The following is a 17741-nucleotide window of genomic DNA, read 5'->3' on the forward strand; positions in this document are numbered from 1 at the left end:
CCTTTTCAAATTTTCATTTTTGAAAAAGCTTAGAAATAGCTAGTAACTCACGTCCCTTTACTTCTATGGTAGAGGAATCTTTTCTAGAGAAAACTTTTTCCCCAAGAAATGAAACATCAGTTTGAATTGGGATGGTAATTCTAATTACAGAAAATCCCTTATATGATATTGTATCAAACTTTGTTAATACTTGTGTTTTTAAAGGGTCAGTTAGCGAAGAATTGTGGATCGCATTAGTTAATACTCTCACATATTGCTCTACAGTCTGATTTTGTAGCCTTGCTTCTCTATCAATTCCTACAACATATCTTCCATTAATCTCAATGGGTTTTATGTTGTCCAACGCCTCTATTTTTTGAGCATCTGTTTCACAGTCTGTAATACCAATGTGAATATATCCATCGGTGTCTGAGCCTAAGTTTGCAATACCACAGATAGTTTCAACAATTCTTTCTAGTAAATTTTTATTGGGTTTTCTTTTTGGGGATAAATCGAGTAACCCCTGTTTACATTCATACCTAGAAGTTTCTATGCGAGAACGACGCAAAGAGTTTTCAAGATCAAGTACAAGTTCAACGCCATGTCCTAAAGCAGATGGTTCTTTTTTAGCGAAACAATCTTGAATTAAACCTATAGTTTGCTTAATATTACTCTTACGCTCTTCTGTTGTTGTATAGTGACTGCTCAAATCTAATTTTTTTTGAAGTCCTCGTAGACCATTCATTATACCTTCGGGATCAACAGGAGAAAGTTCTCTACGAATAATTAGCTCGAAAAAAGCCATAAAAATAGTGTAAAATGCTGTTCTGATAGGATTATTACTTTTTGGATTGACAACACGCAGTAAACACTTAGGTTCTGAGCTATAGGCTTCTATTGTCTCTCTCATTACTGCAAATGTTGTAATTATATCCTGGGTTAATTTTTTAAAGCCATATGTTGCTAAAGCACTATCTAAAAATTGAGAAGATTTACTACTCAAATCATATAAACTATCTAAACGTTCAGTGCTTACTGGTAAAGGTTCATTGAGCAAAATAGAAGCTAGAATATCAGCTATCATTTGTTCGTCTTCGCTTTCACGAAGCTGTTTTACAGTTAAGCCTCCTTGCTTACACCATATTGTGTCTTCAGCTTTAATTTTATAACCTTGATTACTTTTTTGTGAGTCAATACTTATTTCTGGCATATCAGTAAGACGTAATACTTTATCTGAAACATCTCCACGTAACTCCATAGAGATGGTTCTTACTAATTCTGCAAATGCAGTTGTTACACCTGCTTGTCTTCTTTCTTGGCTGCTTAAGTGTTTACCACTAGAATTAATACGACCAAAGACTTCTGTGATATCTTCTTCTGCCATTGCAGTATATATTGTCACTGCAAGTTGATAATCTAAAACATCAGCACATTCTTTACCTGAGAGCCAACTAGTCTGTAGCTTTTTATTATCTATTGTTTTATTTTCAGTTTTAAGAATACCATCAATTGCCAATTGTTTAGCATAAGAAAATTCATCAATATCAAAATATTTATCATCAAAACTAAAAGAATTTTCAATAAAACTAAAAATTGCATTAAGACGTTGCATTCCATCAATAATTTCATATTTGCTACTACCGTATATCTGAGGGCGTTCTGCTAGTAGAATCAATGGTATAGGATATCCTTTTAAAATACTGCCAATTAATTTCTCTTTTTCTGAAACTGTCCAAACAAGCTTTCTTTGATACTTTCTATTCACTAATAAACTTCCGGAACGATAGAGCCGATAAGCTTCTGTAACACTCATTCCACGAGGCGTAATACTCATAATAACTATTGTATAAATTAGATGTACAACGAATAATTATACGATAAAAACAAGTCGTATTTAATACATCAATATTTCTTAAAATTGAATTGCTATCGCACTTCCTAGATCACACACAAACCCAACATATTTCCCCTGAATACAAAGGGAAATGTATAAATCTAGCTCCCCTCTCCGCGTCGGAGAGGGGTTGGGGGAGAGGTCAGCCATAATGTATGAATCAACACCAGTCTTTATATTTCATACATGAATAATCCCACACCATCGCACCCATCGCCACCAACACAAGACAACACTCACAACATAGTCATCGGACAAAAGATACATCCAGATAAAATGCAACGTGCGAAAGAACTGCGTCGCCAAATGACACCAGCAGAAAAAATTCTTTGGCAATATCTTCGCGGTAATCGCCTCAATGGTTTACACTTTCGTCGTCAGCAAATTATTGATGGTTTTATTGCAGATTTTTACTGTCACGCTGCTAAATTAGTAATAGAATTAGATGGAAAAATTCATGAACAACAAGCTGAATACGATGCAGAACGTGATAAAGTTTTGTCAGCTAGAGGACTACGTTTTTTAAGAATTAAGAATGAATTAGTGCAACAGGAACTTGCTCAGGTTTTGCTGTTGATATCTCAAGTTTGTTGTAAAGAGACCTAACCCCCTAACCCCCTTCCCTACGAGGGAAGGGGGGAAAAGACTGCTGTATTATCTGTGTTGAAGATTTAGGCGATCGCTTATACTAAAATCTAAATTACCACTTTCTACTTTATAAATTTATAGCAGTAGGAAATTATGAATTTTAATGACTACGAAGCATTTGCAGAAGCTTATGTAAAGCGTACAGAGTCCAATTCTCATAATGCTTACTACGAAAGACCAACCATGTTATCAATAATAAATATTTAACAATGTACACCACATCTCAACCCGACCCCGTTCGCTTAGAAATCTTCAAAAACCTCTACCAATTCATTGCCGAACAAATGGGGATAGTTCTGCAAAACACCGCTGCATCAGTAAACATTAAAGAACGCTTAGATTTCTCCTGCGCTATTTTTGACACTTCTGGATTATTAGTTGCCAACGCTCCCCACATTCCCGTACATTTAGGCTCAATGAGTGAAAGTGTCCGCAGCTTAATTAACGATAAAGGCGACACCATCCAACCAGGAAACGTATATCTATCAAATAATCCTTATAACGGCGGAACCCACCTCCCAGATGTTACAGCTATTACCCCCGTCTTCCTAGAAAACACCCCCACTCCAATTTTTTACGTTGCTTCTCGTGGACACCAATCTGATATCGGTGGTATTACACCCGGTTCCATGCCTCCCCACAGCACTACAGTAGAAGAGGAAGGCATTTTATTTGATAATTTTCTCTTGGTTGAACAGGGAAATTTTCAAGAAACTCAATTACGAAATGTACTTTTAAATCATCCTTATCCGGTGCGTAATCCTGAACAAAATATTGCCGATTTTAAAGCTCAAATTGCTGCCAATGAAAGAGGAGTACAAGAACTCTGCAAAATGGTAGCTCAATATGGATTAGAAACAGTCCAAGCTTACATGAACTTTGTCCAAGTCAATGCTGAAGAGTCAGTGAGACGAGCCATAAATCTGCTTAAGGATGGCTCATTTACTTATGAAATGGATAATGGAGCAAAAATTCAAGTTAAAGTCACAATTAACAAAGAAAATCGTAGTGCTATTATTGATTTTACTGGCACATCTGGACAATTAAATAGCAATTTTAATGCTCCCAAAGCTGTAACTCAAGCAGCAGTTTTATATGTCTTTCGGACTTTGGTTGATGATAATATTCCCCTAAATGCTGGATGTCTGAACCCATTAGAAATCATTGTACCTGTGGGCTGTATGCTGAACCCGACTTATCCAGCCGCAGTGGTAGCAGGTAACGTGGAAACTTCCCAAACCATTGTCGATACTTTATATGGCGCGTTGGGTGTTATGGCTGGTTCGCAGGGAACCATGAATAATTTTACTTTTGGGAATCAACGTTATCAATATTATGAAACTATCTGCGGTGGTTCTGGTGCCGGGGCTGACTTTGACGGTACTGATGCTGTGCATACCCACATGACTAATTCTCTGTTAACTGATCCAGAAGTTTTAGAAACCCGTTATCCTGTATTGGTGGAAAGTTTTAGTCTGCGTCCTGAAAGTGGAGGTAAAGGTAAATATAGCGGTGGTAATGGAGTTATCCGCCGTATCAAGTTTTTAGAACCGATGACCGCAAATATTCTTTCTAGTCATCGTGTGGTTCCGCCTTTTGGGTTAAATGGAGGGGAACCAGGAGAGGTAGGACGCAATGGCGTAGAACGTCAAGACGGAACCCAGGAGGAATTAAGTAGTACTGCAACTGTAGAGATGCAACCAGGGGATGTGTTTGTGATTGCAACTCCAGGAGGAGGAGGATTTGGTGCAGTTTCTTAAGTTTGTAGTCAGGACTTTAGTCCTCTTCTCTATCTCCTGTCAGAGACGCTTTGCGGTAAGCGCAGCTATGCCCGCAGGGCTTGACAAAAAAGGGCTTAAGCCCTTACTACAAACTTATCGATAATCTTGTCTTTGAATATCACGTAAACGGGCAGCATCCCGAATATTATATTCAGAACGAGTAAAGCGATTTAACTGGGCTTCAAAAAAGTCTCTATTAGCTTGTAAATGTTCAGGGTTGGGGTCATCTAAAGGATGATGCAAAGCAGTGCGTAATGCTTGAATTACCGCAGAGGTGACATTATACATTGACCGTTGGAAAGTAATTCCCAACTGAATCAATATGTCTTCTTCGCCGCGACAATGTTTTTTGTAGTAATCAACAAGATATTCTGGCAAGAAGTGCAACATATCTTGCATTAATAATGTCGGGGGAATACCCGCAGTCCCGACGGGAAACACATCTGCATAAAGAATGCCATAATGAAAGTCTTTTTGGTCTGTTGGTACTTGTCTAGCTTGGGCGTTGTAGGATTTTGTCCCCCGGAAGGGTGATGTCCGATAAAACACAGCTTCTACATAAGGTAATGCAGCTTCATACAGCCAAACAAAACCTTGAGATTTAGGAATTATTTCGTAGCATTCACCACGAATATATACATGATGATAAATTGGGCGATTGGCAACTGCAAAAATGCCATTGACAAGAAAATTCATTGCTTCCGGGACAGTGGTAATTTTCCCTTCGTCATACAAATCTGACATTTCAAAAAATACAGGTGCCATGACTTCCCAAAATAGCCCCAAATTTGCGTAGTAAGACATTTGGCGGCACTGTTCGAGAAACATATCTGGGAACAGTTTGTAAAGCCCCAACATCACTGGGTTACCTTGAAAATAAGCTTTGATGGCTTTATCAGCATTGGCTTTATATTCTTCGCTGTCTAAGTAAGGGTCAAATTTTCCACCCATGCCTCTATGCCAAAACATTGCCCGCATACAAGCTTCGGCAAATTCCATATTGATGCGATCATGGAATAAGTGATGTAATATTTTGGGCATTTTTAAGGTTTCACCCTTTTCCATAAATGCTAAGAGTTCAGGATGGGCTGTGGCTTCACCACGCCAAACTCTCAACTCGGCATCATCACCCGCATAATGATTGTGCCGTTCTAAATACTCTTGGGGTAGGAAGTATTTAAATAAGGGCAAGGGATTTAAAAATACTCGTTCAGCAATATACAACAAATTACGCCAATAGAAATCCATCGGTACAGCGTAAGCTTTGTAAATGCCGATAATTTGCATTAAATTTTCTGGCGTATCTGGCAACATAGAACCGCCAGCTTCTAGCCGATGAATTACATCAGCAAATTCATGCTGAGAAGAAGGTAATTTAGTAGGTTTTTCTGGGGTTTGTACCATTGCGATCGCCTCTTAAATCTGGTTTATTAAATGATGTGAATTACTTGAGCGCTACTTGAGCAACTATGGTTTTTTCTGTGGGGGGAATCGTCGCTATCATTGCTGTAGTTGTGGTTTCACTCCAACGCACTAACCAATTAGGTTGGATGCCCAAAAAGATAATCAGAAATGCCAAGACTATAGCAGGGATTTTTTCAGACCAGAAAACTTTGGGGTAGTAAGCTAAATTACTATCCAACTTACCAAAACAGGTGCGGTTGAGGAGGATGACGAAATACACTGCTGTTAAGCCGCTAGAGGCGACACATAACAATGTTGGCAAGGGGAAAACCGAGAAACTACCTTGAAACACAATAAATTCTGCCACAAATCCCGTTAAACCGGGAATCCCGGCGCTAGCCATCCCACTGAGAACTAGTAAGGCGCTAATAAAAGGTAAACCACGAATCGGACTCATTAAGCCATTGAGTTTGGCTAATTCGCGTGTACCAACTTTTGCTTCTATTACCCCGACTAAATGAAAGAGAATTGCCAGAATCAAACCGTGGCTAAACATTTGAGCCACTGCACCCACCAACGCTAAAGATGTACTAGAGGCGCTAGCCAGCAATACATAACCCATATGACCAATAGAACTGTATGCTACCATGCGCTTGATATCTTGTTGAGCGATCGCAATTACTGCCCCATAAATTGCACTTATCGCCCCCCAAATAGCTAAGGTTGGTGCCACCACACTCCAAGCTTGGGGAAACATCCCCATACCAAACCGCAACAGTCCATAAGTTCCCAACTTTGCCAACACGCCACCCAACAAAATGGCAATGGGTGCAGAAGCTTCCACATAAGCATCAGGTAGCCAAGTATGGAAGGGAACCAAGGGGATTTTAATACCAAAGCCTAAGATAATTCCGACAAGGAGAACAAATTGCAACCCTGCGGATAAGGTTTGGGTAGATATGGCATCAAAAGCAAAACTAGTAGAACCTGTGAGGAACACCATTCCTAAGAAGGTTGCCAAAATTAAAGCACCAGAAACCGCAGTGTAAATTAAGAATTTGATGCCGGCATAAGCTCTTTTTTCTCCTCCCCAAATACAAATTAATAAATAAAAGGGGATTAATTCTAGTTCGTAAAATAAGAAAAATAACAGTAGGTTTTCTGCTAGGAATGCTCCGGCAACGCCACCACTAATGAATAAAATGAGCGAATAAAATAGTCGTGGACGTTCGGTTTCTTTGTCACTGGTATAAATCGCAATCCAAGTAAGTAAGCTATTAAGAAGCAACATTAAGATCGATAAGCCATCAACACCTAGTTGATAACTCAATCCTAAGGTTTCGTTCCAAGGCAAATATTCTGGAAATTGCATCCCTGGATTGCTGATGTCGAATTTCAGCAAAATAAATAAATTCCAGAGTAAAACTATACCTGCGAGAGTTAACGAGACTAAGCGAATGCGGCTTGCTGGAACCATTTTACCGGGCAAGAAACCGATAATTATGGCACTGAGAATTGGTATCCAAATGAGAACACTCAACATATAAATCTGGTTTGGTGTATGAGTTTATTAGTTTGGGTGGGGAGTAGGGAATAGAGAGTGGAAAAAACCCTTGTGTGTTTTGATTTTCAGCACTAAAACATCAAATCTAAAAACTGTATTCTCCAGAATGGCCAAGTCACCCAGGCACATAAAACGCCTACTCCTAAAAGTACGGTGAAAGCATAAAATTGGGTCTGTCCGGTGTTGCTGTATTTCAAACCTTCGCCACCTAATAGTGAAAATAAACCCACGAAATTCACAATGCCATCAACTACAAAGCGGTCAATCATATCAGCAAACTTGGAAAGTTGGGCAACGCTGAAAATAATTGTCATGCGATAAAGTTTGGGGGTGTAAAAGTCGTATGCCAACAAATCTTGTAACGGTTTCCAAGGTAGGCGGATGGGCTTGGGAATATTGCCTAAATAAATGACACCGCTAACGCTACAACCAAAAATACTTGACCAAATGAGTAATAGTGCCACATCTTTATTTAAGCTAGCCCAATCAGGTAATATTGATAAGCTTTGTAATACTAAAGGCAAATGCAATACAAAGCCAAATAAAATCATCATGGGTAGGATCATGGGCCAATGTACTTCAGGCGATCGCTCACTCATTTGTTTTGTTTGACCACCGAAAATTAAGCCGAATTCTCTGACTAAACTTATGGCTGTTAAGGCGTTGACGGTAATAATAATTACCACTAACCAAGGGTAAGTTCCCCACAGTCCATCAGCTAATTTCAGCAAAGCCCAAAAGCTACCTAAAGGGGGAAAGGCAATTAACCCCAATGTGCCGACTATAAAGGCCAAACCAGATATAGGGCGACGTGTCCACAAGCCGCCAAGTTGAGTCACATCTTGGGTAATGCCATTCCAGATAATACCGCCGCTACTCATGACTAATAATGCCGATGCTAAAGCATGAGTGAGTACCAACAATAAAGCTGCATCGTCTTGTTGTGTGCCTACAGCAATAAACACTAAGCCCATGTAAGCACTTACAGAATAAGATAAACAGCGCTTCACATCAATTTGGGCGATCGCAATTAAAGATCCACCGATAGCCGTCACTGCACCAATGGCGACAATAAATGATGAAACTACAGGCGATAAAGTTAATACAGGTTGTAGTTTAATTAGTACCCATGCACCACTAGCAACTACTACCGAGTTCCGCAAAATTGTACTGGGAATAGGGCCTTCCATTGCTTCATCTAACCACAAATGCAAAGGAAATTGAGCGCATTTACCCATTGGCCCAGCAACTAATGCTAAACCTACTAATGTAATTATTGTCTGATCAACTTGAGTATTATCAGCCCATACCGCTAACTCTGTGTAGTCCCAAGTTCCGGATAAAGTCCATAACCCCAAGACTCCCATCAGCAAAAATAAGTCACCTACCCGCTTGGTTAAGAAAGCATCTCTAGCGCCAGTGATTACCAACGGCTGACTAAACCATAAACCTACTAATAAATAAGTTCCTAAGGTCAGGATTTCCAAAATTACATAGCTGAAAAACAGATTATTGCATAATGCTAAAGCACATAATCCCGCTTCAAATAATCCCAATAAAGAATAGAAGCGCCCCCAACCCCAATCCATCTCCATGTAACCAATGGCATAAATTTGTGCTAAAAAATTTAAGCCAGTTATGACCGCCATTGCACCCACACTTATGGCAGAAATTTCTAAAGCAATGGTGAGGTTTAAACCTGCGGTAGATAACCAAGGTATTAATATTTCTTGGGGTGGTTGATTCCAAGTTAATGGAAAAGCCAAGACACTGTGAACTAGTGCCAGAAATGTCATGATTAAATTGACATACCCTGCTGGTCTAGGCCCTGTTTTGCGAATGATGCCAGGTGACCAAGGAATCGCTAAAAGTCCACCTATTAAGGCATATAAAGGAACTAGCCAAACAGTCTCTAAGAGAAACTGAGCCATGAAATTAACCTCTGGATTGTTAGCAAAAATTAGCCACTTAGTAGCAAATTTAACTTTGCTTCCAGTTAGCTAATTATTGTAGATAAGGGAAATTTATTTTTGCTTAATATTCTTTTCAGCTTACCGTTATATTCGCCAAAAAGGAATTGTTTAACAAACTAAATCGATGATGTCTACTCTAATTAATTCTTATATTTACTAATTCTGATTTTAACCATAGATTTATATCTATGGATTAGTCCTTCTTTGGTAAATTTCCCCAGTTCCGTTGTCAGACAATAAAGCGTACACTGTAGACTTCCTCCACAGAAAGCGGCTTTGACACCAAGGATGAATCAATTACCAATTATGTCCGCAATTGCGAATTGCGTACAGCCTAACGGCATCCGTAGGCTCTACTGCGAATTGCGAATTGTTCGGTGATCACCTACGGTGGGCGCTGACGCCATCGCTTCTCCAAGTCCGTAAGCGAAAAGCCAGAATTAACAGCAACACACCAAAAATAATGGCGTAAGCAGCAATGATCCACAAAATTGCTAATGCTCCAGCCACAGGCCAAATAAGTAGCAATACACCGAACAGTACCGACGCAATACCAGCTATGGCTAACAGCCACTCATTCTCAATTTCTTTGCGTATCTGAATAGCGGCAATGATTTCTAAAACGCCAGTAACGATCGCCCAAGCGGCAATTAGGTAAAGTAAGACTAATGCAGTGATACCAGGCCAGACAAAAGCCAGTACTCCAATGACAATGCCGATGGCACCTTCTAGCAACAATAGCCAACTGTGGGTATGATTCAAACCATCTTTAAAGGCGGCGATGGCTAATAACACACCACTGATTAATACAAATGCAGCAAACACAAGTACTAGTGCTGTGAGGGTAATTGTTGGCCAGAATAGTGCTACTAAACCAAAAATAATGGCAAGTACTCCCCGTAATGCAACTGTCCACCAATTTTTAGCTAGGCGGCTTCCCATTCTCAAGGGGTCAATGTTTTGTCTCATAGTTGGAGTTGGTTACTAGTGTTAAATAATTACTAACTGATCCGGTTTTATACTTATAAAATTTCGACTCAAGCTAAATTCAGATTAAGAATCTCCAACTCTAATTCCATCTAGCTAAAGTTGCATGATGCTAGATGTGTTGATATCCCCCAAGAAATAGTGAGATAATTCGTAACTCTTCTATTGTGTATGGGATAAATCTGCTTTTGGTTGTCAGTCCAAGTTAAAATGCCTAATCAAGTTTGGTTATCACAGTTGCAAACACACCGAGCGATCGCAGTGATTCGCGCCTCAAAGATGAAGTTGGCTCAACAAATGGCCATAGCTGTGGCTTCTGGGGGAATGCAGCTGATTGAAATTACCTGGAATAGCGATGGTGCTGGGGAATTAATTTCTCAATTACGTGCTGAGTTACCAGGTTGTCTCATTGGTACGGGTACGCTGTTTAATGTGCAGCAGTTACAAGATGCCATCGCTTGTGGAGCGCAGTTCCTCTTCACTCCCCATGTGGATACCGCTATGATTCAAGCCGCAGTTGCTCAAGATGTACCCATTATCCCTGGCGCATTGACTCCCACAGAAATTGTTACAGCTTGGCATCATGGTGCTAGCTGTGTGAAGGTATTTCCTGTGCAAGCGGTAGGAGGAGCCAACTATATTAAAAGTTTACAAGGGCCACTAGGTGAGATTCCCTTGATTCCTACTGGGGGAGTCACCTTAGAAAATGCCCACCAATTTATTCAAGCCGGGGCGATCGCTGTGGGTTTGAGTGGTCAATTATTTCCTCAACGGCTGGTGACACAAGGAAATTGGCAGGCGATCGCTTGGCAAGCCAATCAACTCATCCAAGAGTTAAACAACTTGCAAATAAAATGATACAAAATCCGCACTTAGAAAAAATTTAGGCTAAAAAGTATACATACAAAGCAGAAGATTTTCTGAAACTTCATCATTTGAGTGTATCTATGAACAGCCTAATTACTTCTGACTGGGTGCGTCACTTAAAAATATGTGTCGTTGGTACAGCACTATCCTTGAGTGTGATTGGTGCTGCTGCCAATGAAACCTGGGCAACTTCTCAAAACCAGACAATTAAACAAACCATCCAGACACTAGAAAAATCTGATCAACGCTGGATTCAAGTTAATCTCTCAACTCAACGCTTAATAGCTTGGGAAGGAGGAAAACCTGTATATGCGGTGATTATTTCTTCCGGTAAAAAATCTACCCCAACCCGTGTTGGTGCTTTTAAGATTCAATCGAAGCACAAATCTACCAGAATGCGGGGCAGAAACTATAATGTTCCCAACGTCCCCCATGCCATGTTTTACCAGGGCAATTATGGTATTCATGGAGCCTACTGGCATAAAAAATTTGGTACCCCAGTCAGCCAAGGCTGCGTCAATGTTGCCCCTAACCATGCTAAATGGCTATTCGATTGGGCATCCCTAGGGACGCAAGTTGTCATTCATAAGTAGAGACTGGGTTAGCAAATAACCAGAAATCAAGACAATTGGGAGATTTCCGCGGGAAATCTCCGGATTCATCATCACAGAACTAGAAATAAAAAATATGAAGAGGGAATTCATCATGTATACCCTCAAGACATCTAGCGTAAATCCTGACTGAAGTAATTTGTAATTGAAACTGCATAAGCCCATAACTCTAGGGATTCCATCCCCTGATGCGTGGGTTGTTAACCATGAATTAACAATTACGAATTACTTTGACTCCTCAATACAGTTCGGATAAAAATAGCCTTTTAGGCATTGAATAGATAGCTTAATACAGTTCAGTTACGGGGAATAAGCATAAGAGATTTATCTTATGTGAATAACTGAACCGATGTGATTTTTGCACAGCACGATTAATAACGGTGGAAGTAGCTAATCTTCAGACTACTTGCCATCTGCCGACAACAGCAAATCAAATATATAAGGTAACGCAACATGCAAAGTTGGATACGTTGCTCAGGAACTTTCTGTACAGGCGTAGCATTGACGATCGCAACTTTTATTTCCTGGTCGCCATCAACCACTGCTGACCCCAACTCTGCTATAGCCAACGCCGCTTCAGTTAATAACAGCAGCATCCTCATCTCTCAACGTCGGCAAAATTCTCAACCCCGCCGCATTGAAATTAGTTTATCCGAGCAACGTTTACGTGCATGGGAAGGTAATAGATTAGTTTATTCCTTCCGTGTTTCTACAGGTAAGCGTTCCACTCCCACACCTACTGGTAGTTTTCGCATTGGCTCTAAGCATCGCGTTAACCGGATGCGCGGCAGGGGTTATGATATTCCTGATGTGCCTTATGCCATGTATTTTCATCGCGGCTATGCGATTCATGGTGCTTACTGGCATAACCGTTTTGGGACTCCAGTTAGTCGTGGTTGCGTAAATTTGACAGTCCCGCAAGCGCGACAACTTTTTAACTGGGCCCCCAATGGGACTTTAGTTGTAGTGCGTCGATAATTTTCCGGCGTCACTGCAAAATAGTTGTTAATTCGTAGGGAGTGGGGAGTACAGTAAGGCTTCTCGTAGAGTACCCAAAGGGGACTAGGTACTGGGAAGTTTTGATCCTCATTCCCTCATCTTCCGACTTTCTAGCGAGGTAAATCCTATTTACTGGTATAACGGCAAAATCATCACATCCCCAACGATAGAATTAAATATTACCGATCCAGGGTTACTCTACGGGGCGACGATTTTCACCACACTGCGGGTTTATGAAAAATCTTTAGATAGTAGTTTAACTAACTGGGTGGCTCACTGCGATCGCCTGCTATTTTCTTTACAATCTTTTAGCTGGACACAACCAAACTGGAACCTGGTGCGCCAAGGTGCAGAAATCCTCTCAGCCAACTTTCCTGTACTGCGAATTACTCTGTTTCCTGATGGGCGAGAGTGGATCACTGGCAAGTTTTTACCGCCAGATTTGCGCGAAAAACAACAGCACGGCATTACCACAAGTTTAGCCATAGCAGAATTTAGTCGCAGTCTTCCTTCTCATAAAACTGGTAATTATTTGAGTGCTTGGCTGGCCAAGAATCATGCCCACACTCAAGAAGCAATTTTAGTAAATTCCGACGGTAATTGGTTGGAAACCACCACAGGCAATCTTTGGGGATGGCAAGATAATAGTTGGTGGACACCACCACTAACAGAGGGAATTTTGCCCGGAGTTATCCGAAAACAACTGATGCAATGGCTGTCAGGCGTGCGCGAGGAACCTTGGAATGCTGAATTTGTCAGGAGATTTGAAGCGATCGCCTACACTAATAGTGTGGTGGAATTTATCCCCATTCATACCGTTCACCAGCCCACAGGGTCGTTACAATATAATCCCTACCATCCTAATTTTCAGCAAATAAAGGAGCTTTTTTTAGCATGAGTGCCGCACCATTATGTTATACCTTAAGATAAGTTAACATAATTCTTAATAATGCCCTCTCATATTCAGAGAAGCTACAAGAACGCACAAAAAATACAGGAGGATAGACCTCAGTGAATAAAAGATGGAGAAATGCGGGGCTGTATGCACTGCTTTTTATAGTTGTCATTGCGTTAGGAACAGCGTTCTTTGACAAACAACCTCAAACAAGAGAAACATGGCGATATAGCCAATTTATTCAAGAAGTTGAACAAGGCAGAGTAGACAGAGTTAGTCTGAGTGCAGACCGTTCTACAGCGCTTGTCACCTCCAGCGACGGTAATAAAAAGGTAGTAACTTTAGTTAACGACCCTGATTTGGTTAATACTTTGACCACCAGAGGCGTTGATATTTCTGTTTTGCCCCAAACAGACGAAGGGTTTTGGTTTAAAGCACTGAGCAGTCTATTCTTCCCTGTATTGCTTCTAGTTGGCTTATTCTTCTTACTCCGGCGCGCCCAAAGTGGCCCTGGTAGTCAAGCGATGAACTTTGGCAAATCCAAAGCCAGAGTCCAAATGGAACCCCAAACTCAGGTGACCTTTGGTGATGTCGCTGGTATTGACCAAGCCAAACTGGAATTAAACGAAGTAGTAGACTTTCTCAAAAATGCTGATCGCTTTACCGCAGTTGGCGCGAAAATTCCTAAAGGTGTATTGTTAGTAGGCCCTCCAGGTACAGGTAAAACCCTCCTAGCCCGGGCTGTAGCTGGGGAAGCTGGTGTACCCTTCTTCTCAATCTCTGGTTCTGAGTTTGTCGAAATGTTCGTTGGTGTGGGTGCATCCCGCGTCCGCGATTTATTTGAACAAGCTAAAACCAATGCTCCTTGTATCGTCTTCATCGATGAAATTGACGCTGTAGGTCGTCAACGGGGTGCAGGTTTAGGCGGTGGTAACGACGAAAGAGAACAAACTCTTAACCAGTTACTTACCGAAATGGATGGTTTTGAAGGTAACACAGGTATTATTATTATTGCCGCTACCAACCGTCCTGATGTCTTAGATGCCGCACTGTTGCGTCCTGGTCGTTTTGACCGTCAAGTAGTAGTAGACCGTCCCGATTATGCTGGACGTAGCGAAATTCTCAAAGTCCACGCCCGTGGTAAGACCTTAGCCAAAGATGTGGACTTGGATAAAATTGCTCGTCGGACTCCTGGGTTTACCGGTGCAGATTTATCTAACTTGCTGAATGAAGCCGCAATTTTGGCAGCACGACGCAACTTAACAGAAATTTCGATGGATGAAATCAATGATGCCATCGATCGCGTGTTAGCTGGCCCAGAGAAGAAAGACCGGGTAATGAGCGAAAAGCGCAAAACCCTAGTAGCATATCACGAAGCTGGTCACGCCCTCGTTGGTGCTTTGATGCCCGATTATGACCCAGTACAAAAAATCAGTATTATTCCTCGCGGACGTGCCGGTGGTTTGACTTGGTTCACCCCCAGTGAAGACCGCATGGACACTGGTTTGTACAGCCGCTCCTATTTAGAAAATCAAATGGCTGTGGCTTTGGGTGGTCGCCTAGCTGAAGAATTAATCTTTGGTGAAGAAGAAGTAACTACAGGTGCTTCCAACGACTTACAACAGGTAGCCCGTGTCGCCCGTCAGATGATTACTCGTTTTGGTATGAGCGATCGCTTGGGGCCCGTTGCCCTTGGTCGTCAGCAAGGTAATATGTTCTTGGGTCGAGATATCATGTCAGAGCGTGATTTCTCCGAAGAAACTGCTGCGGCCATTGATGAAGAAGTCCGTAAGTTGGTGGATGTAGCTTATACACGCGCCAAGGAAGTATTAGTTAACAATCGTCACATTCTCGATCAAATTGCGAAAATGCTGGTTGAGAAGGAAACAGTTGATTCTGACGAATTGCAAGAAATTTTGGCAAATAATGATGTGCAAACGGCCGCGTTTGCCTAATTAAATTTGCTCGCAGTTTCAGCAATTCTGATCCCCGATTTTTTGAAAAAGTCGGGGATATTTTTATGCGAAATCTTAGGAAAACCGAAAATTTACCAGAAAACCATCGTCGTTAAGACCAAGGTGATCGTTTACGGTTGTCTGGAATCACCACATAAGCATCTATTTCAAACAACATCCCATCAAGTGCCAGTCTAGGTACAGGAATGAGAGTATTAGCAGGTGGTTTATTACCCCAAAGTTTCCCAACTTCCATACCGAAAGGGATCAATTTTTCTTCTGTCTGATCCACAATCATCACAGTAGTTTTGGCCACATCTGATGGTAGCGCTCCCACCGCTTCTAAGGCAAAGCGGAGATTTTTAAAGGACTGGATTACTTGTTCTTCATAGTTGGGGGAGACAAGATTACCCTGCAAATCCGAACCAAATTGACCAGAAATATAGACAGTTGTACCCTTTTGCGGGGCAATAGCTATATGACTATAGCCATTTTGAGGTGCATTGTATAACGTTGGTGGATTAATCAATTGCACTTCTTTGGGTTGTTTAGCACTTGCTTCCTGCTGTACTCCTGCGACCAAAGCAGTAGTTACCCCAGTACCCCCAAGCCATAGTAGTGCATTTCTGCGCGTTAATTTGCTGACTACCGAATTTACAGTACTGGTAATACGTCGATTCATTTAATAGCTCCTTAAAATATGAGTTCTTTATTTTGCTCATACTTAGTTTTATTATCTTTTATTTGGCGTAAAAAAGCTCTATTAAAACAATAAAATTCAGCGTTATCACGCAATTTTACAACACAAAATCTACACAAAAAAAACTTGTCAATGCGGCTGAAATGTGTTGTAGATAAGCAATATCAGCGTTTTAGGCGATTAGGTCTTTATCGTCACCTTGTACGCCTAGCGAATAACTTAATTTCGTGAATTTTGTGTAAATCTTGCGTTCATAAAACCTGAACCCAAGTGCAAAAATAGCAGACACACAAAGGGATTCCCCATTCCAAAGCCCAAATTGTATTACTGCCTGATGGTGATGGTACCAATACCTGCATGTTCGTGGTATTTTTGAGTTTTGTTGAACTCAGCTTTAGTGTCAGAATAAATACCAGAAAAATCTGTACGAGTCCACTGATTAGACCTGATGGACATCCCTGAACCAAGTCCTTTTTCAAATTCAATGTATTCTCGCCCTTCATTATTCCAGTTGTAAAATAGGGTCGCAGGGCCGTAGACTGCAACAGCCGTTTTGAGAGGAGTCCCTGGCCCTACCCCAGTACTGGTTCTATAGTCGGGGTTAGCAACTGTAATGCTGTTAATTATAGAATTGTCGGTTATGGTTTTTGCTTCTGCGGTGAAACCCAACAAGTACTGCAAAGTTCCTTCTTGAATAACTTTTATCCCTTCACCTGCATCAACTCCCAGGCTGGTGGGTTCAAATTTTGCTTCTGCACCTAAAACTTGCTTGAGTTGTCCTAGAGTCATACCTAGTTTAGCAGGGCCGATATTCTTCGTAGTAATTAGTTGATTGGCTGAAGGCGATCGCACTCCTAATTCTTGACAGCCATTAGGCTGTCCATCTATCATCTGGGAACTAATCAGCCTTAACCCGTCACCACGCCAATAGTATTGAGTTGCTTGTATGCAAGTACCTGCACCGACAAATTTATAACTATTAGACAGGATATTTGTTTGGGAATCAAATCCGGGTAATCCTGCAACTTCGAGTTCTAAAGGTTGAATTTTGACGTCAGATCCAGAAGTATCTACTTGCAAGAAGGCGAATCTACCTTGATAAGCGGCCATGAAACAGAGAAGTTGTACTAGATGCTGACCTTGATTATTAGTGTAGACTTCAGAGAATTGGCGTGCTGCCTCTGGGTTAAACTCAAAATCGCAAACCTGTAAACTTTTCTGACGGCTAATGACTTCGTTGAGAATGCTTTCTGAACTGGGCTGGTCGTTTTCAGCAACCATAGATGGGGATGGAGTTAGTTGTGCAGACTGGGATAATTCCGGCGCTGTGATGGATGCACAGGATATGAGACTAGAGAAAATAATGGCAGTTAATGGGGCGATCGCTCTGGCTGTATGCATTGGTTTTTTTATTGTTTTTAGTTATACCAGTATAGTTTCCCCTATCTTTAACTTGGTGTAAGGGACTTCCACGTAAAAAAGTA

At 41.2% G+C, this 17741-nt stretch carries 14 protein-coding genes; 7 read left to right on the plus strand and 7 right to left on the minus strand.

Annotation, left to right across the window (positions count from 1 at the left end):
* Positions 1–13: 13 nt before the first annotated feature.
* Positions 14–1792, minus strand: coding sequence for a GmrSD restriction endonuclease domain-containing protein (locus tag ACM0OT_RS19775; RefSeq protein ID WP_414566108.1), 1779 nt, complete (start codon positions 1790–1792; stop codon positions 14–16).
* A 267-nt stretch (positions 1793–2059) separates the two neighbouring features.
* On the opposite strand from ACM0OT_RS19775, the gene ACM0OT_RS19780 reads away from it, so the two are divergent.
* A complete protein-coding gene (locus ACM0OT_RS19780) occupies positions 2060–2479 on the plus strand; it encodes an endonuclease domain-containing protein (protein WP_414566109.1) in 420 nt (139 codons plus the stop codon).
* A gap of 251 nt (positions 2480–2730) precedes the next feature.
* Positions 2731–4281, plus strand: a complete 1551-nt coding sequence (locus ACM0OT_RS19785; RefSeq protein ID WP_414566110.1) for a hydantoinase B/oxoprolinase family protein — start codon at positions 2731–2733, stop codon at positions 4279–4281.
* Positions 4282–4395: 114 nt separating this feature from the next.
* On the opposite strand, the gene ACM0OT_RS19790 is transcribed toward ACM0OT_RS19785, so the two are convergent.
* The 4 genes from ACM0OT_RS19790 to ACM0OT_RS19805 form a co-directional block, all read right to left on the minus strand.
* Positions 4396–5706 carry a CO2 hydration protein gene (locus ACM0OT_RS19790; protein ID WP_414566111.1) on the minus strand — a complete coding sequence of 437 codons (1311 nt, stop codon included), beginning with the start codon at positions 5704–5706 and terminating at the stop codon, positions 4396–4398.
* Positions 5707–5746: 40 nt separating this feature from the next.
* A complete protein-coding gene (locus ACM0OT_RS19795) occupies positions 5747–7249 on the minus strand; it encodes an NADH-quinone oxidoreductase subunit M (protein WP_414566112.1) in 1503 nt (500 codons plus the stop codon).
* A 92-nt stretch (positions 7250–7341) separates the two neighbouring features.
* Positions 7342–9201 carry an NAD(P)H-quinone oxidoreductase subunit F gene (locus ACM0OT_RS19800; protein ID WP_414566113.1) on the minus strand — a complete coding sequence of 620 codons (1860 nt, stop codon included), beginning with the start codon at positions 9199–9201 and terminating at the stop codon, positions 7342–7344.
* Between the two features lie 423 nt (positions 9202–9624).
* Positions 9625–10212 carry an HdeD family acid-resistance protein gene (locus ACM0OT_RS19805; protein WP_414566114.1) on the minus strand — a complete coding sequence of 196 codons (588 nt, stop codon included), beginning with the start codon at positions 10210–10212 and terminating at the stop codon, positions 9625–9627.
* A gap of 228 nt (positions 10213–10440) precedes the next feature.
* On the opposite strand from ACM0OT_RS19805, the gene ACM0OT_RS19810 reads away from it, so the two are divergent.
* From ACM0OT_RS19810 to ftsH3, 5 genes are all read left to right on the plus strand, one after another.
* Positions 10441–11088, plus strand: coding sequence for a bifunctional 4-hydroxy-2-oxoglutarate aldolase/2-dehydro-3-deoxy-phosphogluconate aldolase (locus ACM0OT_RS19810; protein WP_414566115.1), 648 nt, complete (start codon positions 10441–10443; stop codon positions 11086–11088).
* Between the two features lie 89 nt (positions 11089–11177).
* A complete protein-coding gene (locus tag ACM0OT_RS19815; protein WP_414566116.1) occupies positions 11178–11690 on the plus strand; it encodes a L,D-transpeptidase in 513 nt (170 codons plus the stop codon).
* 471 nt (positions 11691–12161) lie between these two features.
* Entirely contained in the window at positions 12162–12686 is a 525-nt protein-coding gene (locus tag ACM0OT_RS19820; protein WP_414566117.1) for a L,D-transpeptidase, read from the plus strand.
* A gap of 148 nt (positions 12687–12834) precedes the next feature.
* Positions 12835–13605 carry an aminotransferase class IV gene (locus ACM0OT_RS19825; RefSeq protein WP_414566160.1) on the plus strand — a complete coding sequence of 257 codons (771 nt, stop codon included), beginning with the start codon at positions 12835–12837 and terminating at the stop codon, positions 13603–13605.
* Between the two features lie 113 nt (positions 13606–13718).
* Positions 13719–15557 carry an ATP-dependent zinc metalloprotease FtsH3 gene (gene ftsH3 / locus ACM0OT_RS19830; RefSeq protein ID WP_414566118.1) on the plus strand — a complete coding sequence of 613 codons (1839 nt, stop codon included), beginning with the start codon at positions 13719–13721 and terminating at the stop codon, positions 15555–15557.
* A 112-nt stretch (positions 15558–15669) separates the two neighbouring features.
* Here ftsH3 and ACM0OT_RS19835 read toward each other — a convergent pair whose 3' ends face one another.
* Positions 15670–16239 (minus strand): RidA family protein, encoded by a 570-nt coding sequence (locus tag ACM0OT_RS19835; RefSeq protein WP_414566119.1) that lies wholly within the window; start codon positions 16237–16239, stop codon positions 15670–15672.
* 342 nt (positions 16240–16581) lie between these two features.
* A complete protein-coding gene (locus ACM0OT_RS19840) occupies positions 16582–17658 on the minus strand; it encodes a hypothetical protein (protein ID WP_414566120.1) in 1077 nt (358 codons plus the stop codon).
* Positions 17659–17741: the final 83 nt, after the last annotated feature.

Source organism: Anabaena sp. CCY 9613, from assembly GCF_963920895.1.
Taxonomy (GTDB): Bacteria; Cyanobacteriota; Cyanobacteriia; order Cyanobacteriales; family Nostocaceae; genus Cyanocohniella.